Source organism: Pseudomonas azotoformans (assembly GCF_900103345.1).
Classification (GTDB): Bacteria; Pseudomonadota; Gammaproteobacteria; order Pseudomonadales; family Pseudomonadaceae; genus Aquipseudomonas; species Aquipseudomonas azotoformans.
Window position 1 is genome coordinate 6,646,833 of the sequence record NZ_LT629702.1, and the last position, 18,771, is coordinate 6,665,603.

22 protein-coding genes are annotated in these 18,771 nt (G+C 62.1%); 15 read left to right on the forward strand and 7 right to left on the reverse strand.

Annotated elements, in window-relative coordinates; genetic code table 11:
• Window positions 1-45: 45 nt before the first annotated feature.
• Window positions 46-936: a pseudouridine synthase gene (locus BLR69_RS30240; RefSeq protein WP_071496278.1), complete on the forward strand. Its 891-nt coding sequence runs from the start codon at window positions 46-48 to the stop codon at window positions 934-936.
• Window positions 937-1,061: 125 nt separating this feature from the next.
• Here the strand turns inward: BLR69_RS30240 and BLR69_RS30245 are convergent, their stop codons facing one another.
• Window positions 1,062-1,283: a YgdI/YgdR family lipoprotein gene (locus BLR69_RS30245; protein WP_016978480.1), complete on the reverse strand. Its 222-nt coding sequence runs from the start codon at window positions 1,281-1,283 to the stop codon at window positions 1,062-1,064.
• Between the two features lie 79 nt (window positions 1,284-1,362).
• Entirely contained in the window at window positions 1,363-1,965 is a 603-nt protein-coding gene (mobA, locus tag BLR69_RS30250; protein WP_071496277.1) for a molybdenum cofactor guanylyltransferase MobA, read from the reverse strand.
• A 76-nt stretch (window positions 1,966-2,041) separates the two neighbouring features.
• On the opposite strand from mobA, the gene moaB reads away from it, so the two are divergent.
• Together moaB and BLR69_RS30260 are read left to right on the forward strand one after the other, a co-directional pair.
• The gene (moaB, locus tag BLR69_RS30255; RefSeq protein WP_071496276.1) at window positions 2,042-2,581 is read left to right on the forward strand and encodes a molybdenum cofactor biosynthesis protein B; all 540 of its coding nucleotides are present in this window, start codon (window positions 2,042-2,044) and stop codon (window positions 2,579-2,581) included.
• Complete coding sequence (locus BLR69_RS30260; protein WP_071496275.1) at window positions 2,565-3,791, forward strand: molybdopterin molybdotransferase MoeA; 1,227 nt, start codon at window positions 2,565-2,567, stop codon at window positions 3,789-3,791. The genes moaB and BLR69_RS30260 overlap by 17 nt, the downstream gene beginning before the upstream one ends.
• 118 nt (window positions 3,792-3,909) lie before the next feature.
• Here BLR69_RS30260 and BLR69_RS30265 read toward each other — a convergent pair whose 3' ends face one another.
• Complete coding sequence (locus BLR69_RS30265) at window positions 3,910-4,239, reverse strand: EscU/YscU/HrcU family type III secretion system export apparatus switch protein (RefSeq protein WP_071496274.1); 330 nt, start codon at window positions 4,237-4,239, stop codon at window positions 3,910-3,912.
• Window positions 4,236-5,819 carry a flagellar hook-length control protein FliK gene (gene fliK, locus BLR69_RS30270; protein ID WP_071496273.1) on the reverse strand — a complete coding sequence of 528 codons (1,584 nt, stop codon included), beginning with the start codon at window positions 5,817-5,819 and terminating at the stop codon, window positions 4,236-4,238. The genes BLR69_RS30265 and fliK overlap by 4 nt, the downstream gene beginning before the upstream one ends.
• A gap of 200 nt (window positions 5,820-6,019) precedes the next feature.
• On the opposite strand from fliK, the gene ccmA reads away from it, so the two are divergent.
• The 10 genes from ccmA to BLR69_RS30320 all read left to right on the forward strand — a co-directional run bounded on the left by ccmA (window position 6,020) and on the right by BLR69_RS30320 (window position 13,370).
• The gene (ccmA, locus tag BLR69_RS30275; RefSeq protein ID WP_071496272.1) at window positions 6,020-6,655 is read left to right on the forward strand and encodes a cytochrome c biogenesis heme-transporting ATPase CcmA; all 636 of its coding nucleotides are present in this window, start codon (window positions 6,020-6,022) and stop codon (window positions 6,653-6,655) included.
• Window positions 6,652-7,320 carry a heme exporter protein CcmB gene (gene ccmB, locus BLR69_RS30280; protein WP_058427932.1) on the forward strand — a complete coding sequence of 223 codons (669 nt, stop codon included), beginning with the start codon at window positions 6,652-6,654 and terminating at the stop codon, window positions 7,318-7,320. Before ccmA ends, ccmB begins: the two co-directional genes overlap by 4 nt.
• Before the next feature lie 86 nt (window positions 7,321-7,406).
• Window positions 7,407-8,162, forward strand: coding sequence for a heme ABC transporter permease (locus tag BLR69_RS30285; protein WP_058427931.1), 756 nt, complete (start codon window positions 7,407-7,409; stop codon window positions 8,160-8,162).
• Window positions 8,159-8,335: a heme exporter protein CcmD gene (ccmD, locus tag BLR69_RS30290; RefSeq protein ID WP_058427930.1), complete on the forward strand. Its 177-nt coding sequence runs from the start codon at window positions 8,159-8,161 to the stop codon at window positions 8,333-8,335. The genes BLR69_RS30285 and ccmD overlap by 4 nt, the downstream gene beginning before the upstream one ends.
• Complete coding sequence (gene ccmE, locus BLR69_RS30295) at window positions 8,332-8,787, forward strand: cytochrome c maturation protein CcmE (RefSeq protein WP_071496271.1); 456 nt, start codon at window positions 8,332-8,334, stop codon at window positions 8,785-8,787. The genes ccmD and ccmE overlap by 4 nt, the downstream gene beginning before the upstream one ends.
• Window positions 8,788-8,790: 3 nt before the next feature.
• Window positions 8,791-10,779: a heme lyase CcmF/NrfE family subunit gene (locus BLR69_RS30300; RefSeq protein ID WP_071496270.1), complete on the forward strand. Its 1,989-nt coding sequence runs from the start codon at window positions 8,791-8,793 to the stop codon at window positions 10,777-10,779.
• Entirely contained in the window at window positions 10,776-11,312 is a 537-nt protein-coding gene (locus BLR69_RS30305) for a DsbE family thiol:disulfide interchange protein (protein ID WP_071488488.1), read from the forward strand. Before BLR69_RS30300 ends, BLR69_RS30305 begins: the two co-directional genes overlap by 4 nt.
• Window positions 11,309-11,782 (forward strand): cytochrome c-type biogenesis protein, encoded by a 474-nt coding sequence (locus BLR69_RS30310; RefSeq protein ID WP_071496269.1) that lies wholly within the window; start codon window positions 11,309-11,311, stop codon window positions 11,780-11,782. Before BLR69_RS30305 ends, BLR69_RS30310 begins: the two co-directional genes overlap by 4 nt.
• On the forward strand, window positions 11,775-12,959 hold the full coding sequence (gene ccmI / locus BLR69_RS30315) for a c-type cytochrome biogenesis protein CcmI (RefSeq protein WP_071496268.1): 1,185 nt from the start codon (window positions 11,775-11,777) through the stop codon (window positions 12,957-12,959). The genes BLR69_RS30310 and ccmI overlap by 8 nt, the downstream gene beginning before the upstream one ends.
• A gap of 15 nt (window positions 12,960-12,974) precedes the next feature.
• Window positions 12,975-13,370 (forward strand): hypothetical protein, encoded by a 396-nt coding sequence (locus BLR69_RS30320; RefSeq protein ID WP_071496267.1) that lies wholly within the window; start codon window positions 12,975-12,977, stop codon window positions 13,368-13,370.
• Window positions 13,371-13,557: 187 nt separating this feature from the next.
• Here BLR69_RS30320 and BLR69_RS30325 read toward each other — a convergent pair whose 3' ends face one another.
• Window positions 13,558-14,745, reverse strand: a complete 1,188-nt coding sequence (locus BLR69_RS30325; RefSeq protein WP_071496266.1) for an MFS transporter — start codon at window positions 14,743-14,745, stop codon at window positions 13,558-13,560.
• 110 nt (window positions 14,746-14,855) lie between these two features.
• Between BLR69_RS30325 and BLR69_RS30330 the strand changes: the two genes are divergently transcribed.
• On the forward strand, window positions 14,856-15,758 hold the full coding sequence (locus BLR69_RS30330; RefSeq protein ID WP_071496265.1) for a LysR family transcriptional regulator: 903 nt from the start codon (window positions 14,856-14,858) through the stop codon (window positions 15,756-15,758).
• Between the two features lie 69 nt (window positions 15,759-15,827).
• On the opposite strand, the gene BLR69_RS30335 is transcribed toward BLR69_RS30330, so the two are convergent.
• Together BLR69_RS30335 and BLR69_RS30340 are read right to left on the reverse strand one after the other, a co-directional pair.
• The gene (locus BLR69_RS30335) at window positions 15,828-17,024 is read right to left on the reverse strand and encodes an ATP-binding protein (protein WP_071496264.1); all 1,197 of its coding nucleotides are present in this window, start codon (window positions 17,022-17,024) and stop codon (window positions 15,828-15,830) included.
• 213 nt (window positions 17,025-17,237) lie between these two features.
• The gene (locus BLR69_RS30340) at window positions 17,238-17,654 is read right to left on the reverse strand and encodes an NUDIX hydrolase (RefSeq protein ID WP_071496263.1); all 417 of its coding nucleotides are present in this window, start codon (window positions 17,652-17,654) and stop codon (window positions 17,238-17,240) included.
• Window positions 17,655-17,932: 278 nt separating this feature from the next.
• On the opposite strand from BLR69_RS30340, the gene phnC reads away from it, so the two are divergent.
• Entirely contained in the window at window positions 17,933-18,766 is an 834-nt protein-coding gene (gene phnC / locus BLR69_RS30345; protein WP_071496262.1) for a phosphonate ABC transporter ATP-binding protein, read from the forward strand.
• Window positions 18,767-18,771: the final 5 nt, after the last annotated feature.

Below are 18,771 nucleotides of genomic sequence, written 5' to 3' on the forward strand. Positions count from 1 at the left end.
CGTGCGGGATAATGCCCGCCGGTTTTCCCAGGTTTTGAGCATTTCATGTCCACTTCCGTTTTTATCGCCTCCGAGCACCAAGCCAGCACCCTGTATTTGCCGCCCGGCCCTTGGGCGATGGTGCTCGATTGCCTGTGCGAGCACTTCCCGGCGATCGGCCGCGAACAGTGGCTCGACCGCATCGCACGTGGCCGGGTACTGGACATCAACGGCAGCCCGATCCGCCTGGACCTGGCCTACAAGGAAGGCCTGTGCATCTATTACTTCCGCGAAGTGCCGAACGAGAAAGTCATCCCGGTGCAGGAAACCATCCTGTACGCCGACGAACACCTGGTGGTCGCCGACAAACCGCACTTTCTGCCCGTGACCCCCGCCGGTGAATACGTCGAGCAAACCCTGCTGCGGCGCTTGATTCGCCAGTTGGATAACCCATCGCTGGTGCCCCTGCACCGCATCGACCGGCACACGGCGGGGCTGGTGCTGTTCTCCGCCAACCCTGCGAGCCGCTCGGCATATCAGCAATTGTTTCCCACACGCCAGATCGATAAGTTCTACGAAGCCATCGCTCCGGCCCTGCCGAACTTGACGTTCCCCCTGGTGCATAAAAGCCGCCTGGTCGATGGCGAGCCGTTCTTTCGCATGCAGGAGGGGCCTGGCGCGAGTAACACCGAAACGGCGGTGGAAGTGCGTGAAAAGAACGGCGATCTATGGCGCTATGGCCTGTTTCCCGTCACCGGCAAGAAGCACCAGTTGCGCGTGCACATGACCGCACTCGGCGCGAGTATCTGCAACGATCCGTTCTACCCGGACGTGATCAAGGACGCGGTGGACGACTACGCCAACCCGCTGAAACTGCTGGCCCAGGGCGTACGGTTTATCGACCCGGTCAGCGGTGCAGAACGCAGTTTCCGCAGCCGCATCACCCTCGACTGGTAACCCCCGGAAACTACAAGGCCCGCGCGAGGCGGGCCTTGGGTTAACCGTATAGCTGGGGCTTTCTGATACTGCGCGGCGTCCCGTTCAGGGCGGCTTCGCCACCCAGCGCGGGGCAAGCCCGCTCATTACAGGTCTTTGACGGTGCGGACCTGGTCTTTGTTGATACGGGTCTGCTTGCCGTCCAACTGTTCGAACTCGTAGAAGCCCGAGTCCTTGTCGAATTTAGGGGTGTCGACGGCCTGGATTTCGCGACCGTCATTCAGGGTGATCACTGTCGGCGAGGCGCAACCGGCGAGGGTGGCGAGGCCCAGTGCAAGCATGAGAGCGGCGATGGTCCGTTGAGTCATGAGTTTGTCTCCGAGAGAATACTTTTAAATTGCTGACCTTGTGACGCTCACGGCGTCGACAAAGTTCCGGGTGCGAGGGTCATTCTGACACGCCCGAGCGCGTCTGTAACAGCTCCGGCGTATTAAGGTTGGCCAGGCGCGGGTCATCCGCCGGGCACTCAAGGCCCATGCCGCCCATTTGCAGGAAGAGCTTGCGCGGGCTGCGCTCACCGGCGTGCCAGGCGCTCTCCACCACGTCCCGCAGGGCGGTGGGGAGGATGCAGATCAACGGCTCCCAGAACTCACCATGGCGCACCATCACCGGCAACAGTGGGTTGCGATGTGATGTCTCACGCAGGTCGTTGATCAGTCGGGCGTCGATATGCGGTACATCACACGGCAATATCAGCAGGTGCGTGTGGCGCGCGGTGGCGAGTCCTGCACGGATACCGGCAAGTGGGCCGGGAAAGTCCGGGCTGTCGTCGTTGACCAATTGGTCGGCATAGGCGGCGTAGTGCTGCGAGTTGCGGTTACACGAGATGATCAAGTCATCCGTCAATGGCCGCACCAGGCGCTGCAAATGGGCGATCAGGGGCTGGCCATGCCATTCCAGCAGGCCTTTGTCCTGGCCGCCCATGCGCTGGCCACGCCCACCGGATAGCAGCAAGACCGAATAGGGCAGGGGCGATGAATCGATAGGCATGACGGTTCCGCAGCGGCAGCAAAAGGGGGGCCTGTGATATAACATCGGGCTGTTCCTTCGACAACCGGACCGTGCCATGAAAGCCAAGGCAGATGCGCCCTTCGTACCCCTGAACATCGCTGTATTGACCGTCAGCGACACCCGCACCCTCGACACTGATACCTCCGGCCAGGTCTTCGTCGACCGCCTCACCGCCGCCGGCCACAGCCTGGCCGAGCGCGTGCTGCTCAAGGACGACCTCTACAAGATCCGCGCCCAGGTCGCCCACTGGATCGCCGAAGACGTGGTGCAAGTGGTGTTGATCACCGGCGGCACTGGCTTCACCGGCCGTGACAGCACGCCTGAAGCCGTGAGCTGCCTGCTGGACAAGCAGGTCGACGGCTTTGGCGAACTGTTTCGCCAGATCTCCGTGGCCGACATCGGCACCTCCACCGTGCAATCCCGCGCCCTGGCCGGCCTGGCCAATGGCACCCTGGTGTGCTGCCTGCCGGGCTCCACCAATGCGGTGCGTACCGGCTGGGACGGCATCCTTGCCGAGCAACTGGACAACCGCCACCGCCCGTGCAATTTCGTCCCGCACCTGAAACAGGCCGAACCTTGTGAATCCCGTGGGTAAGCCCGGCAAGACCGGCGCCCTGATGCCGGTGGAAGACGCCTTGGCGCAACTGCTGGCCATGGCCGAAGCCGCACCGATCCGTGAGCAGCAAACCTTGCCCCTGGCTGATTGCGACGGGCGTGTATTGGCCCAGGACCTGGTCTCCACCCTCGACCTGCCACCCTGGCCGAACAGTGCCATGGACGGCTATGCCGTGCGCCTAGCGGACTGGACCGGCGAGCCGTTGGTGGTCAGCCAGCGCATTTTCGCAGGCCAGGCGCCACAACCCCTGGCCGCCGGCACCTGCGCCCGCATCTTTACCGGAGCACCGGTGCCTGAAGGCGCCGACTGCGTGGAAATGCAGGAAAACGCTGTGGTTCATGCCGATGAACGCGTGAGCTTCACCGAGCCGCTGCACCTCGACCAGAACATCCGCCCCCAGGGCCAGGAAACCACGGTTGGCGAGTTGGTGCTGTCGGCCGGCACGCGCCTGGGCCCGATTGAATTGGGTCTGGCTGCGTCCCTCGGGCGTGACCAGTTGGAGGTTATCCGTCGCCCGCGCGTCGCGGTATTGTCCACCGGCGATGAGTTGATCGAGCCAGGTTTGCCCTTGGGGCCGGGCCAGATCTACAACAGCAACCGGCGTGTGTTGTGCTCATGGCTGGCGCGCATGGGCTGCGAAGTGATCGACGCGGGCATCCTGCCCGACAACCTTGAGCAAACCCGCACGCGCCTGGGCGACCTGGGCAGTGTCGACCTGATCCTGTCGACCGGCGGTGTGTCGGTGGGCGAGGCGGACTTCCTCGGCATCGCCCTGCGTGAAGAGGGCGAACTGGCCCTGTGGAAATTGGCGATCAAGCCGGGCAAACCGCTGACCTTCGGGCATTTTCGTGGCGTGCCGGTGATCGGCCTGCCAGGCAACCCGGCGTCGACGTTGGTGACTTTTGCGCTGCTGGCCCGACCTTATCTGCTGCGCCGCCAAGGGGTGCAGGATGTCGAGCCGCTGCGCTTTGAAGTGCCGGTGGGGTTCACCTGGCCCAAGCCGGGCAACCGCCGCGAATACCTGCGCGGGCGCATCGAGCAGGGCAAGGCGATCATCTACCGCAATCAGAGCTCCGGCGTGCTGCGCAGTGCCGCGTGGGCGGAGGGGTTTGTGGAGGTGTTGGAAGGGACGACGCTGGATGTCGGGGACCGGGTCAATTTCATTCCTTTGAGCGAAGTTCTGAACTAACCCCACTCTAAATGTGGGAGGGGGCTTGCCCCCGATGGCGGTGTATCAGTCAACTTAAGTGTGACTGACACTCTGCTATCGGGGGCAAGCCCCCTCCCACATTGGATCTTCATATGCCTCAGTAATCGTCACCGCGCTCGGTCACATCCCGCTCCACCGGCGCGGAGTCCGGGTCATATCCCACCGGGAACTTGCCCTTCAACGTCCACGCAAACGCAATGATCTCGGCAATCGTGCGGTACAGCTCCTCGGGAATACTGTCCCCCAACTCCATCCGTGCCAGCAGTTTCACCAGCTCGGCGTTCTCATAGATCGGCACTTCATTTTCACGCGCCAACTTAAGGATGGCTTCGGCCAGGGCATCGTCCCCCTTGGCCGTCAGCGTCGGCGCCTGCTGGCCGTCGTACTTGAGGGCAATCGCCTGGCGCGGCGGTGTCGGGTTCTTCATGCGGTTTCATCCACCCAGCGTTGCTCCAGTCCGGTTTTCGGCCCGCGCGGTGGCGTGCCGAGGTGGCAATCGAGGTCACCGACGTTGATGCCCGAGGTCACCAGGCGTTCGCGCAAGGTGCCCAGGTGGCTCTCGATCAGGCTGGCGGTGAATGGGCGCGAGGCCCACAGCTGGCTGGACAGTTTGCCCTGGCTCAGCTGCGCCTGGACCTGCAATGGCCCGAGCGGCTCCATGTCGAAGGCCAGTTCGACGCGCCAGAGCATCTGCTTGGCGTCCTTCTTGTCTTTGCGTTCGGGCTGGTCCTTGTCCGGCGCCGGTTCCTCGCGCTGGAACTTGACCTGCAACTGCACGATGTCCTGCAAGGTGCGCATGGGGATTTCCAACTGCCAGGTGGTTTGCAAACGGCCGTCGGCGGTAGTGCCGGTCTGTTCCAGGCTCGACAGTTGATGGCTCTGCAATCGGGAGATCGCCCCGGCGGCCAGGCGCAGCAGGTTTTCCAGGTCGCCTTCACCTTCCAGTTTTGCCATCAGCCGTTCGGGCAGCGGGAAGCCGGCGGGTAGTTGCCGGGCGCTGACCTGGCCAAGCGTGTTCAGTGGGCTGCGCACGAAGTTGGGCAGCACCTGGGCCAGTGTGTTGGCGGCGAGGATCGCGGTCATGTTGGTGTTGGTGCTGGCCGGCAGGGCGGGCAGCAAGTCCGCGACCAGGCGCAGCAACGCGCCCTTCATATCCAACGGCGGAATTTGCGGGTTCTGCCCGGCGAGCAGCTTGGCCTCAAGGAACGCGCCGCTGTTCTGGATGACTTGCGCCAGTACCTTGGGGTTGCTGACTTGCGCCTGGTCCGGCAAGGCAGCCAACAGGCGGTCGGCGGCAGCACGCAGGTCGGCGGAGGTGCTGTCGCCGCGTGGCAGGTTCTGCAGGGCAGTGAAGACCGCATCGAGCGAACCCTGGCGACTTTGCTGGGTCCACAGTTGCTGGCTGACGGCCAGTTGATCCTTGAGTCCGCTCAACGGCACAAAGCTCAATGTCTGCGCGTTCTGCACCACGGCGCTGAGCAGGCTGCCGACGCGCAGGGGCTGAGGGCTTTCCACGGTCAGGGTCGCGCCTGCGAGGGCGTTGTTGAGCACGGTGACCAACGAGCGATAGATCGCCGGCTGCGCTGTGCCCTGGGGCAACATCTGGGAGGTCAGTACCTTGGCCTGCAACAGCGTGCCCACCGGCATCTGGTTGGTGTCAATGCGGGTGAGGGCGGCGACATTGGCGCTCAAGGCCTGCTGCAGGCTGAGGGTCAGGTTGCCCGCAGTCGTCTGGCTCACCGCCACATTGCTGCCCAGTGGCAGCGGCTGCGGGCTGCTGGCCTGCACCAGGGTCTGGCGGCCGCCTTCGAGGGTCAACTTGAGCAGCAACTGGAAGGCTTCACCGCCTTGTTTCAGAGCGATGACTTCGGCATTCGCGGTTTTCCCGGGGTCGATCAGGCCGATCTGCGGCTCCAGCAGTTTCAGCAACTCACCGGCTGCGGGCGCAGGGCCAGGCCCGGCTGCAGGGGCGGGTGGAAGCGTAGGAAGGTTGATCTCACCGGTCATCGCGCGCGTCGTCTCTGGGGAAATTGCCCTCTTTAGAGTAGGGCATCACATGTATAATGCCGCCCGTCTGCAAAGAGAGCGGTAAAAACCTCACAACTATTTGATCCAGCTCTCTAAAATCGGTCGCCAAAGCCGTTATTGTGCATTTCTCTTTAACGGCCGCTGCACCGCCGACTTGAACCGTAAAGGCCCGCGATCTTTTGACCAGCCCTCTTCTTGAAGCCGTAGCGCTTGCCTGTGAACGCGACCTGCGCCTGCTGTTCGAGCACCTCGAACTGCGGCTGACGGGCGGCGACATGGTGCAGATCAGCGGCCCCAACGGCAGCGGCAAGACCAGTTTGCTGCGCCTGCTGGCCGGGTTGATGCAGCCGACGGCAGGCGAAGTGCGACTCAACGGCAAGCCCCTCAACGAACAACGCAGCGAACTTGCCCGCAACCTGGTGTGGATCGGCCACGCCGCCGGTATCAAGGACGTGCTCACCGCTGAAGAAAACCTCAGCTGGCTCAGCGCCCTGCATCATCCGGCTCCCCGCGAGGCCATCTGGCAGGCCCTGACCGCTGTCGGCCTCAAGGGGTTTGAAGACGTTCCGTGCCACATCTTGTCCGCCGGCCAACAGCGCCGCGTGGCCCTGGCGCGCTTGTATCTGCCCGGCCCGCCGCTGTGGATCCTCGACGAACCCTTCACTGCCCTAGATAAACAAGGCGTCGCCCAGTTGGAAGAGCACCTGGCCCAACATTGCGAGCAGGGCGGTCTGGTCGTTCTCACCACTCATCACACCCTCAATCGCGTGCCCGCCGGTTATCGTGACTTGGACCTGGGGCGGTGGTCGCTATGAGCGTCTTCGCCCTGTTGGTGGCCCGCGAAGCGCGGCTGCTCTGCCGTCGCCCGGCCGAGTTGGCCAACCCGCTGGTGTTCTTTGCGATTGTCATCGCGCTGTTCCCGTTAGCGGTCGGCCCCGAGACTAAACTGTTGCAAACCTTGTCTCCGGGACTGGTGTGGGTGGCCGCGCTTTTATCGGTCCTGCTCTCGCTGGACGGGCTGTTTCGCAGTGATTTCGAGGACGGTTCCCTGGAACAGTGGGTCCTTTCGCCGCACCCCCTGCCACTTCTGGTACTGGCCAAGGTACTGGCACACTGGGCTTTTTCCGGCCTCGCGCTAGTCTTGCTTTCGCCGCTGCTGGCGATGATGCTCGGGTTGCCCACCGAATGCCTGCCGATCCTGCTACTGAGCCTGTTGCTCGGTACGCCGGTGCTCAGCCTGTTGGGCGCGGTAGGCGCGGCGTTGACCGTGGGTTTGAAGCGGGGCGGCCTGTTGCTGGCCCTGTTGATTCTGCCTTTGTATATCCCGGTGTTGATCCTGGGCAGCGGTGCCTTGCAAGCTGCGCTCATGGGTATGCCGGCGACCGGTTACCTCTTGTGGCTTGGCAGCCTGACCGCCCTGGCGGTAACCCTGACACCCTTTGCTATAGCAGCCGGCCTGAAGATCAGCGTCGGCGAATAATGAGGTCTGACCCAGCGTTATACGTTTAGTCAGTAAAGACCCTAAGCTTTTCGCAACGACGAAAAGCAACCGTGATGGAAACAGCAATGAACTGGACCTGGTTTCACAAGCTTGGCTCGCCCAAATGGTTCTATGGCATCAGCGGCAAGCTGTTGCCGTGGTTGAGCGTCGCCGCCGTGTTGCTGATCGGCATTGGCCTGGTCTGGGGCCTGGCCTTTGCGCCGCCGGACTACCAGCAAGGCAATAGCTTTCGCATCATCTATATCCACGTTCCCGCCGCGATGCTGGCCCAGTCCTGCTACGTGATGCTGGCGGTATGCGGCGTCGTCGGCCTGGTGTGGAAGATGAAACTCGCCGACGTGGCCCTGCAATGCGCCGCGCCCATCGGCGCCTGGATGACCGCCGTGGCGCTGGTCACCGGCGCGATCTGGGGCAAGCCCACCTGGGGGTCGTGGTGGGTGTGGGATGCGCGACTAACGTCCATGTTGATCCTGCTGTTCCTGTACTTCGGTCTGATTGCCCTGGGCAACGCGATCAGCAATCGTGACAGCGCCGCCAAGGCCTGTGCGGTGCTGGCGATTGTCGGCGTGATCAATATCCCGATCATCAAATACTCGGTGGAGTGGTGGAACACCCTGCACCAGGGCGCCACCTTCACCCTCACCGAAAAACCGGCGATGCCCGTGGAAATGTGGGCGCCGTTGCTGTTGATGGTGCTGGGGTTCTACTGCTTCTTCGGCGCGGTACTGCTGCTGCGCATGCGCCTCGAAGTGCTCAAGCGTGAAGCCCGCACCAGTTGGGTCAAGGCCGAAGTGCAAAGCAGCCTGGGAGCGCGTGGATGAGTTTTGCTTCTTTCAGCGAGTTTCTCGCCATGGGCCATCACGGCCTGTACGTCTGGACCGCCTATGGCCTCTGCCTGGCGGTGCTGGCCCTCAACGTCGCCGCGCCGATCCTGGCCCGCAAGCGTTACCTGCAACAAGAGGCGCGTCGTCTGCGCCGGGAGACCGAAAAGTGAATCCGCTGCGTAGAAAGCGTCTGTTGATCATCCTTGCCATCCTGGTGGGCGTCGGCATTGCCGTGGGCCTGGCCTTGAGCGCCTTGCAACAGAACATCAACCTGTTCTACACCCCGACCCAGATCGCCAACGGCGAAGCGCCGCTGGACACGCGGATTCGCGCCGGCGGCATGGTGGAGAAGGGCTCGCTGAAGCGCTCTGCCGATTCCCTCGACGTGACCTTCGTGGTCACCGACTTCAACAAAGCCGTGACCATCACCTACCGTGGCATCCTCCCGGACCTGTTCCGCGAAGGCCAGGGCATCGTCGCCCTGGGCAAGCTCAACGCCGACGGCGTGGTGGTGGCCGATGAAGTGCTGGCCAAGCACGATGAAAAATACATGCCGCCGGAAGTCACCAAGGCCCTGAAAGACAGCGGCCAATCCGCGCCAACGCCTGCCAAGGAGGGCTAAGCCATGACGTCCGCACTGTTTATTCCGGAGCTGGGCCAGTTGGCGATGATCCTCGCCCTGTGCTTTGCCATCGTGCAGGCCGTGGTGCCGTTGCTCGGTGCCTGGCGTGGTGACCGTTTGTGGATGAGCCTGGCGCAGCCGGCGGCCTGGGGCCAGTTTGCTTTCCTGCTGTTCGCCTTCGGCTGCCTGACCTACGCGTTCATGACCGACGACTTTTCCGTCGCTTATGTGGCCAATAACTCCAATAGCGCCTTGCCCTGGTACTTCAAGTTCAGCGCCGTGTGGGGTGCCCACGAGGGTTCGCTGCTGTTGTGGGCGTTGATTCTCGGCGGCTGGACCTTTGCCGTGTCGGTGTTCTCGCGCCAATTGCCGCAAGTGATGCTGGCGCGGGTGCTGGCGGTGATGGGCATGATCAGCATCGGCTTCCTGCTGTTCCTGATCATGACCTCCAACCCGTTCAGCCGCATCCTGCCGCAGATTCCGGCGGACGGGCATGACCTCAACCCGTTGCTGCAAGACATCGGCCTGATCGTGCACCCGCCGATGCTCTACATGGGCTACGTGGGTTTCTCGGTGGCCTTCGCCTTTGCCATCGCCGCCTTGCTTGGCGGGCGTCTTGATGCGGCCTGGGCGCGTTGGTCGCGGCCGTGGACCATCGTCGCCTGGGCGTTCCTCGGTATTGGTATCACGCTGGGCTCGTGGTGGGCCTATTACGAACTCGGCTGGGGCGGCTGGTGGTTCTGGGACCCGGTGGAAAACGCCTCCTTCATGCCCTGGCTGGTCGGCACTGCGCTGATTCACTCGCTGGCTGTCACCGAGAAGCGTGGTGTGTTCAAGAGCTGGACCGTGTTGTTGGCCATCGCGGCATTCTCCCTCAGCCTGCTCGGCACCTTCCTCGTGCGTTCGGGTGTGCTGACGTCGGTGCATGCGTTTGCGTCCGACCCTGAGCGCGGCGTGTTCATCCTGATCTTCCTGCTGTTTGTGGTCGGTGGCTCCCTGACCCTGTTCGCCCTGCGCGCACCGGTGGTCAAGAGCCAGGTCGGCTTCAACCTGTGGTCGCGGGAAACCCTGCTGCTGGGCAATAACCTGGTGCTGGTGGTGGCCGCGTCGATGATCCTGCTCGGCACGCTGTACCCGCTGGTGTTGGATGCTTTGAGCGGCGCCAAGTTGTCGGTCGGGCCGCCGTACTTCAATGCATTGTTTATCCCGTTGATGGGTTTGCTGATGGTGGTGATGGCCGTCGGCGTGCTGGTGCGCTGGAAAGACACTCCGGTCAAATGGCTGGCCGGCATGCTGATGCCGGTGCTGCTCGGCAGCGTGGCCCTGGCGGTGATCGCCGGGCTTGCCTATGGCGACTTCAACTGGGCGGTGCTCGCCACTTTCCTGCTCGCCGCCTGGGTGTTGCTGGCCGGCGTGCGCGATATCTTCGACAAAACCCGTCACAAAGGCCTGATCAAAGGCCTGCCGACCCTGACCCGCAGCTACTGGGGCATGCAGATCGCCCATATCGGCATCGCGGTGTGCGCCCTCGGTGTGGTGCTGTCCAGCCAGAACAGCGCCGAACGCGACCTGCGCCTGGCGCCGGGCGAGTCCATGGACCTGGCCGGTTACCACTTCATCTTCGAAGGCGCCAAGCACTTCGAAGGGCCGAACTTCACCTCAGACAAAGGCACCGTGCGCGTCGTGCGCAACGGCAAGGAAGTGGCGGTGCTGCACCCGGAAAAACGCCTGTACACCGTGCAGAGCTCGATGATGACCGAAGCGGGCATCGACGCCGGTTTCACCCGCGACCTTTACGTCGCACTCGGTGAGCCGCTGGGCGATGGCGCGTGGGCGGTACGTGTGCACGTCAAACCGTTTGTGCGCTGGATCTGGTTCGGCGGTTTGCTCACGGGCTTTGGTGGTTTGCTGGCCGCGCTGGACCGGCGTTATCGGGTCAAAGTGAAAAGCCGTGTGCGTGAAGCCCTCGGCCTGCAAGGAGCGGCGGCATGAAGCGTTGGTTGATGGTAGTACCGCTGGCGATGTTCCTGGTGGTGGCGGTGTTCCTGTATCGCGGGCTGTACCTGGACCCGGCCGAGTTGCCTTCGGCGATGATCGGCAAACAGTTCCCGGCATTCAGTCTGCCGACTGTGCAGGGTGACAAGACCCTGACCCAGGCCGACCTGCTGGGCAAGCCGGCGCTGGTCAACGTGTGGGGCACCTGGTGCATCTCCTGCCGCGTCGAACACCCGGTGCTGAACAAACTGGCCGAGAAGGGCGTGGTGATCTACGGCATCAACTACAAGGACGACAACGCTGCCGCCTTGAAATGGCTGGCGGAGTTTCACAACCCGTACCAGCTGGATATCCGCGATGAAGACGGCAACCTCGGTTTGAACCTGGGCGTGTACGGCGCCCCGGAAACCTTCTTCATCGATGCCAAGGGTGTGATCCGCGACAAGTACGTCGGTGTGATCGACGAAGTGGTCTGGCGCGAGCAGCTCGCCGCCAAGTACCAGGCCCTGGTCGATGAGGCCAAGCCATGAAGCGTCTGTTAGCCGCTGCCGTTTTAGCGTTGGGCCTGGCCGGCGTGGCCCACGCCGCCATCGATACCTACGAGTTCGCCAACGACGCCGAGCGCGAGCGTTTCCGCGACCTGACCAAGGAACTGCGCTGCCCCAAGTGCCAGAACCAGGATATCGCCGACTCCAACGCACCGATCGCCGCCGACCTGCGCAAGGAAATCTTCCGCATGCTGGGGGAGGGCAAGGACAACCAGCAGATCATCGACTTCATGGTCGACCGCTACGGTGATTTCGTGCGCTACAAACCGGCGCTCACCGGCAAGACGGCGTTGCTCTGGTTCGGCCCTGCCGGGCTATTGCTTGCCGGTGGTGTCGTAATGGCGGTGATCGTGCGCCGTCGCCGCGCCGCGCCGACCGATGGATCCGACGCGCTGTCCCCAGATGAGCGTAAACGCCTCGACCAATTGCTGGACACCAAGACTGATGATTGATTTCTGGCTCGCAGCCGGCCTGCTGCTTCTGATTGCCCTGAGTTTCCTGTTGATCCCTGTCCTGCGCGGCCGTCGTGCCCAACGTGAAGAGGACCGCACCGCGCTGAACGTGGCGTTGTACCAGGAACGTGTGGCCGAACTGCAAGTGCAGCAGGACGAAGGCGTATTGAATGCCGCGCAACTCGACACCGGCCGCGCCGAAGCTGCCCGCGAATTGCTGGCGGATACTGAAGGTGTGGAAAAACCCCGCGAATCGCGTTTGGGCAAGCCGCTGCCGTTGTTGGCGGCGTTTCTGGTGCCGGTTCTCGGCGTCGCCCTGTACCTGCATTACGGAGCCAGCGACAAGGTTGAACTGACCCGTGAATTCTCCCAGCCGCCGGTGTCCATGGAAGACATGACCCAGCGCCTGGAACGCGCCGCCGCTGCCCAGCCGGATTCTGCGGAGGGCTTGTATTTCCTCGGTCGTGCCTACATGGCCCAGGACCGCTCCGCCGATGCGGCCAAGGTGTTCGAACGCACCGTGGCCCTGGCCGGGCGCCAGCCGGAACTGTTGGGCCAGTGGGCACAGGCGCAGTACTTCGCCGACAACAAACAGTGGTCGCCGAAGGTTCAGGCCCTCACCGACGAAGCGCTGAAGCTTGATCCGAAGGAAGTTACCAGCCTGGGCCTGCTGGGTATCGCCGCCTTTGAAGGCCAGCACTATCAGGAGGCCATCGACTACTGGAACCGCCTGTTGGCTCAGCTACCACCGGACGACAACTCCCGTGCGGCGCTGCAAGGCGGCATCGACCGTGCAGCGGAAAAACTCAAGGAAAGCGGCGGCACTGTGGTGCAGAAGGCCGTGATGAAAGTCCGCGTGGACCTGTCCGCCGAGGCGAAGGCCAAAGCCCTGCCCACCGACAGCGTGTTCATCTTCGCCCGCGCCGTCAGTGGCCCGCCGGCACCCTTGGCGGCCAAGCGCGTGACCGTCGCCGAACTGCCGATCACCGTCGAACTGGGCGATGCCGACGCGATGATGCCGCAATTGAAACTGTCCAACTTCCCCGAAGTCCAACTGGTTGCGCGCATATCCCGGGCCGGTCAGCCGACCACTGGCGAGTGGATCGGCCGCAGCCAACCCTTGGCCAGCAGCACCACTGCGCTGCAGCAGCTGACCATCGACAGTCCGGACAAGTAAAACGAGGAAACGCCCATGACCGCCTTTGCACGCATTACCCTGCTCAGCCTTGTATTGGGCCTGAGCGCTTGTGCGGTCCACCGCCCACCTCCTGCGCCCACCGGCCCGACCATCCCACCGTCGGGCCCGTCGACCCAGCCGAGCACCAAACCTTCCGGCCCGGTGACCCCACCGCCGAAGCCCTTGCCGAGCAAGTCGCCGACGTTTGCCCCACCTCCAGGCGCCGCCAGCCACTGGGACGGCAAGATGCAGGTGTATGTGCTGGACGACCAGCCCGACACCTTCTATCGCCAGCGCACGTATTACCGCTGGAGCAACGGCTGGAGCCGCTCGATCAGCCCGAACGGGCCGTGGGAAGACACCGATGTGCACGGCGTGCCGCCGGGGTTGAGCAAGCAGTACGCACAATGAAAAAAGGCGACCTCTACAGGTCGCCTTTTTCATACCCATGAATTGCATTTTTGCATCCACTGGAGCCCAAATGTGGGAGCGGGCTTGCTCGCGAAAGCGGTGGTTCAGTTAGCTAATACAGTGACTGACACTGCGTCTTCGCGAGCAAGCCCGCTCCCACAGTTTTGATCTCCAATTGATCTGGTATTTATGCAAGCTCTTGAATGGGGCGCGGCGCACCCAGCCAATGAATCACCCCAGCCGCCACCCCCAACACCACCCCAAACTCCACAATTCCCACCCAGCCAAACTGCGCCATCAACCACCCACTCACCGTCGCCCCAGTCGCCCCGCCCACAAAGGTCGCGGTCATGTACAAACTGTTGATCCGACCCTGCGCCTTCGGGTCCACCGCAAACGCGCGGGTCTGGTTCGCGACCAGCCCTGCCTGCACCCCGATATCCAGCACGATCACTCCCAAAACCAGCAAAATCAGCGAGGTCTGCGCCCCGGCCAGTAACAGAAACGCCAAGGTCACAATCCCGACACTGGCCCCGATCACCTTGCGGAAACCCACCTTGTCCGCCGCGCGCCCGCCGTACGAGGCTGCGAATGCCCCCACCGCCCCAATGATCCCAAACCCACCGGCCCAGGCACTGCCCAACTGCCATGGCCCATTGGCCAGCAACGCCGCCAAATTCACCCAGAACGCGTTAAAGCATGCCCACAACAATGCCTGCACCGTCATCGATTGGCGGATCGGGCTGTTGTCGCGCATCAACGGCCACAGCGACGCCAGCAGGCGCGGGTAGGACAGGTTGCTGCTCGGCACGCCCGGCGGCAGTAACTTCGCCGCGATGAACCATACCGCAACCATGAATGCCGCCTCCAACTCGTACACCGCGCGCCAGCCATACGCCTCGCCGACCACGCCGCTGATGGTGCGCCCGAGCAGAATCCCCAGCATGATCCCGCTGACCACCGTACCCACGTTGCGCCCGCGTTCATGGGGTGGGGACATTACGGCCGCAAACGGCACCAGTTGCTGCGGTACGCAACACACCATCCCGAGGCCGAACGACGCACCGATCAACGCCCATATGCTCGGCGCAAAGGCTGCCGCTAGGGCAAAACAAAACGCCAGCCCGATCTGGCCCAGCACCAGCTTGCGTCGGTCAAAACGGTCGCCCAACGGCAGCAGCAAGAGCAATCCGCTGGCAAATCCCAGGAGTGCCGCGGCCGCCACCAGGTTGACCGTCGACAATGCGACGCCCATGTCTGAAGCAATCAGTGGCAACACCGGTTGGGTGCAATAAATGTTGGTGACCACCGCCCCGGCGATCACCGCCATCATGATGATCTTGCCTCGCGGCGGGGGACTCTCGGCTGTGCTCATGGCGCGCTCCTTGGGTTGCAGAGGGAAGAATGGCCAACCTTACGCAGTCGCGTTTATGTCGATAATCCCCTAGGATCGGGAATCATCCTTCCAGAATTTGATAGGGCGCCATGAACCGTCTTGAGTCGATGTCAGTGTTTGTTGCAGTGGTGGACGCGGGCAGCTTGTCGGCGGCGGCTCGCCAGCTCGACATGCCCCTGGCCACCGTCAGTCGCAAGGTGGCGGAGCTGGAAGCTCATCTGAAATCCCGCCTGTTGCATCGCACCACGCGGCAGCTGTCGTTGACGGACGTGGGGGCCTCCTATCTGGCCGCGTGCCGGCGGATTCTTGAAGAGATTGGTGAAGCCGAGCGGGCGGCCACCGGCGAATATGCCGTGCCCAGAGGTGAGCTGACGGTGACCGCGCCCATCGTTTTCGGGCGCCTGCATATCGTGCCGGTGGTGGCGGCGTTTCTGGCGCAGTACCCGGAGATCAGCGTCAACCTGATGCTCACCGACCGCGTGGTGCACTTGATGGAAGAGCAGTGCGACGTCGCCGTGCGCATTGGTGACTTGCCGGACAGCTCGCTCAAGGCGGTGCAGGTTGGCAAGGTGCGGCGGGTGGTGTGTGCCAGCCCACAGTATCTGCAAACCCATGGCATGCCGGCCACGCCCCAGGCGCTTAGGGACCACAGTTGCATCACCTTCGACGTGCTGTCCTCGGTGGGCGCCTGGGTGTTTGGTGCGGGGAAGGCGCAGCAGACTGTGCCGGTGCATTCGCGGCTGTCGGTGAACACGGCGGAAGCCGCAATCACAGCGGCAACGTTGGGGGTCGGGGTGATTCGAGTGTTGTCGTATCAAGTGGCTGAAGCGGTGCGAAAAGGTGATTTGCAGGTGGTGCTGCAGCCATTCGAATCGACCGCGTTGCCCATCAGCCTGGTGCACAAGGGCCAGGCTCCGTTGCCACTGAAGGTGCGGGCCTTCCTGGACTTCGTCACCCCAAGATTGCGCACAGGCGACGCAATTCTCTCCTGAGGTCGACGGCGCAACTGTTTGAACGGCCTTGCTCCCGAAGGTCATCTCAATGGCAACTGCCAGTGTTGGTCAGTTAGCAAAATCCCATTTATCTCCCGGCATGATCCGTTTCATAAACTCATCGAAAAGAGGGACTGTAAATGCCGTGTCCCCATGATTCGGGCTCCAGATCATTCCTTTCGCAATCAGGCTATTGCGGATGGGCCCCAGAGCCTGAACTCGACGACCCAGTCGATCGGCAATGTCACCGGATCGGTGCGGCCCGGGTCCGAGTTCTGCCATTGCTCGCAGGTACTTCTTCTCTGTTGGAGTGAGACGATCAAAACGTACCCGAAAGAAGCTCTCGTCAAGCGCCGCTACGGCCTCGCCGGAGGCAAGTTCTACGTCGTCAATCGTGATAGGGCTTTCCCCTGCGACATCCCATGCGTGATTGCCCCATTCTTGCAGGAAATAAGGGTAACCCCGGGTTTTACTGACGATGATTCCAACGGCTGCTGGATCATATGCGACGCCTTCATCTTCAGCTGGTTTGACGATGGCGAGTGTTGCCTCTGCCTCAGACAGAGGCCCAATTTCCGGATAGTCAAACAGCCTTTCTGCATATGATTTTGCGTTGCCCGCTCGACCTCGCAATTGAGGAAGACCTGCCCCCACCACGGTGACAGGCAGGCGTGACTGAGCGCAGCGGTGCAACGCCGAGATGAGTGCAGAGAATTGTGACTCTTCGACGTATTGCATTTCGTCGATAAAAATCACCAGGGCGGAGCCAACCGACTTGGCTGCCAGGCCTGCTTGCTCAAGCAGTGCTGAAAGATCTGCCTCCAGATCGCCGTTATCCGCTAGGCCCGCCTCAGGTTCGAGATCCAGTCCCACCTCAATATCGGCATAGATGACTTTCAGTGAGCCGGCAAAGCCTGCCAGTGCACGCAAGCCACGGCGGGCCAGATCCTTTGCCGCGTCCAGACGGCTCAGTCGCAGAAGGGCCAAACGCAACTGAGGGGCGAGCAACGCCGGAAGAGATCGATTCTCAGGGGCTTCAATACGTATGGTGTGAACACCTTCCCCTTCTGCATCCAGTCGCATTTGATCGAGTAATACCGTTTTTCCAACCCCTCGGAGTCCGACCATCAACACGCTTTTTGCCGGACGACCTACTCGCAAGCGGGCTATACCTATCCGTACACGCTCTCGTAGCTCACCTCGACCAGCAAGCTCGGGCGGCGGTGTGCCTGCTCCGGGGGAGTAGGGGTTAGTAATAGGATTCATGGATATACCGAAATTATCAATGTTATGTGATTTTAATAAACTAGCTAAACTCCCTACATATCTCAAGCTTTGCGCCTAGTAGGGCATATATACCGGGCGGCTCAAACAGATTGAAGCAGGGGTTGTCACAATCGCCATCGAAACCTTCCATCAAACCTTAACCAAACGTTTTTGCGTCCAGAATGTGAATGACTGCTGTAGGGAACGTCCTGCTCAACGCGCTTCAGAACCAAGCTTCTCTATGAGCGTGGTCAGCGCGCCCTTAAAGATCGGGTGCCATTCATTGGTGAGTTCGCTGCCCAAGGGGTGCCAGAAGAAGCGAAAGCAATGGCCCCCATCATCTTCTGCAAAATGAGTCCAACTATCGGGAAGGTCTGCCGACACATGGCACTGGTGAAATGCCCAAGTCTGGCCGGTGATCTCTGAATGCCAGGTTCCCAAGTTCCGAATGACGTTGCCGGTTATACCGGCTTCTTCCTGTAACTCGCGAATAGCCGCAGCGGCTGTCGTTTCGTTTGGCTCAACACTGCCCTTGACCAGTTGTAAACCGGCAAGCGGGTGTTCGAATGCAAGGATTTCCAAAGTCTGTGTTGTGCGAAGGACTACGGGGCACGCCTTGGTGATGATCATTGGGTTTGGTCGTCCAGGTTTTTTGGTTCGCTAAGGGTGGGTGGCCCTCATGCAATGACGGGAGCGCAGAATACCTCAAGGCAGACTCACCCCAACAAGCCCGCTCACCACAGTGTGGGTGTGTGCCATTTGAGTTCACTTGCAACCTTTCATAAAACCTTCACCCAACCGACCCCCTCCAGTCATGTGCAAGTAATAGCGCTGACACCTCCCGCGCCTACTGTCGTTTGAACTCAACCGCAGCCATCCCAGGCTGTTCAAACAAGACAGAGAAGCCCATGAATCACGCTATCCATGTCGATCACTTGAACAAGACCTTTGCGAAGAAATCCGCCTTGGTCGACCTCGAACTCACCATTGCCCCGGGTGAGATGGTCGCGCTGATTGGCGCTTCGGGTTCCGGCAAGTCCACCTTGTTGCGCCACTTGGCGGGCCTGGCCTGTTGCGACAAAAACAACGGCGGCAGCGTCAAGGTGTTGGGCCGGGAAGTGCAGGCCAGTGGACGCTTGAACGGCAAGGTGCGGCGGTTGCGCGCGGACATCGGCTACATCTTCCAGCAGTTCAACCTGGTCAATCGCCTGAGCGTGCTCGACAACGTGCTGCTCGGTTGCCTGGGCCGCATGCCGCGCTGGCGTGGCAGCCTGGGGTTGTTCAATGCCGAAGAGAAGGCGTTTGCCCTGGAGTCCCTGGCCCGCGTCGGCCTGGCCGATCTGGCGGCGCAACGTGCCTCGACCTTGTCCGGCGGCCAGCAGCAGCGCGTGGCGATTGCCCGCGCATTGACCCAGCGCGCCGAGGTGATCCTCGCCGACGAACCCATCGCCTCCCTCGACCCGGAGTCGGCGCGCAAAGTCATGGAGATCCTCGCCGACATCAACCGCCGCGACGGCAAGACCGTGGTGGTGACCCTGCATCAAGTCGATTACGCCATGCGTTATTGCCCGCGTGCCGTGGCCCTTAAAGGTGGGCGCATTCATTTCGACGGGCAGGGCAGTGCGATGAGCAGCCAGTTCCTCAACGATTTGTACGGTGCCGACGTCGACACCAGCCTGATGTTTTCCGACCAGACCCGCCACGCCACCGTCACCCCTCGGCTGACCCTGGCGCGCGCTTGAAACCC

Coding starts and splice junctions, on each gene's coding strand:
- BLR69_RS30240 (WP_071496278.1), top strand. CDS start 46: ATGTCCACTTCCGTTTTTATCGCCTCCGAGCACCAAGCCAGCACCCTG.
- BLR69_RS30245 (WP_016978480.1), bottom strand. CDS start 1,283: ATGACTCAACGGACCATCGCCGCTCTCATGCTTGCACTGGGCCTCGCC.
- mobA (WP_071496277.1), bottom strand. CDS start 1,965: ATGCCTATCGATTCATCGCCCCTGCCCTATTCGGTCTTGCTGCTATCC.
- moaB (WP_071496276.1), top strand. CDS start 2,042: ATGAAAGCCAAGGCAGATGCGCCCTTCGTACCCCTGAACATCGCTGTA.
- BLR69_RS30265 (WP_071496274.1), bottom strand. CDS start 4,239: ATGAAGAACCCGACACCGCCGCGCCAGGCGATTGCCCTCAAGTACGAC.
- fliK (WP_071496273.1), bottom strand. CDS start 5,819: ATGACCGGTGAGATCAACCTTCCTACGCTTCCACCCGCCCCTGCAGCC.
- ccmB (WP_058427932.1), top strand. CDS start 6,652: ATGAGCGTCTTCGCCCTGTTGGTGGCCCGCGAAGCGCGGCTGCTCTGC.
- BLR69_RS30285 (WP_058427931.1), top strand. CDS start 7,407: ATGAACTGGACCTGGTTTCACAAGCTTGGCTCGCCCAAATGGTTCTAT.
- ccmD (WP_058427930.1), top strand. CDS start 8,159: ATGAGTTTTGCTTCTTTCAGCGAGTTTCTCGCCATGGGCCATCACGGC.
- BLR69_RS30300 (WP_071496270.1), top strand. CDS start 8,791: ATGACGTCCGCACTGTTTATTCCGGAGCTGGGCCAGTTGGCGATGATC.
- BLR69_RS30305 (WP_071488488.1), top strand. CDS start 10,776: ATGAAGCGTTGGTTGATGGTAGTACCGCTGGCGATGTTCCTGGTGGTG.
- BLR69_RS30310 (WP_071496269.1), top strand. CDS start 11,309: ATGAAGCGTCTGTTAGCCGCTGCCGTTTTAGCGTTGGGCCTGGCCGGC.
- ccmI (WP_071496268.1), top strand. CDS start 11,775: ATGATTGATTTCTGGCTCGCAGCCGGCCTGCTGCTTCTGATTGCCCTG.
- BLR69_RS30320 (WP_071496267.1), top strand. CDS start 12,975: ATGACCGCCTTTGCACGCATTACCCTGCTCAGCCTTGTATTGGGCCTG.
- BLR69_RS30325 (WP_071496266.1), bottom strand. CDS start 14,745: ATGAGCACAGCCGAGAGTCCCCCGCCGCGAGGCAAGATCATCATGATG.
- BLR69_RS30330 (WP_071496265.1), top strand. CDS start 14,856: ATGAACCGTCTTGAGTCGATGTCAGTGTTTGTTGCAGTGGTGGACGCG.
- BLR69_RS30335 (WP_071496264.1), bottom strand. CDS start 17,024: ATGAATCCTATTACTAACCCCTACTCCCCCGGAGCAGGCACACCGCCG.
- BLR69_RS30340 (WP_071496263.1), bottom strand. CDS start 17,654: ATGATCATCACCAAGGCGTGCCCCGTAGTCCTTCGCACAACACAGACT.
- phnC (WP_071496262.1), top strand. CDS start 17,933: ATGAATCACGCTATCCATGTCGATCACTTGAACAAGACCTTTGCGAAG.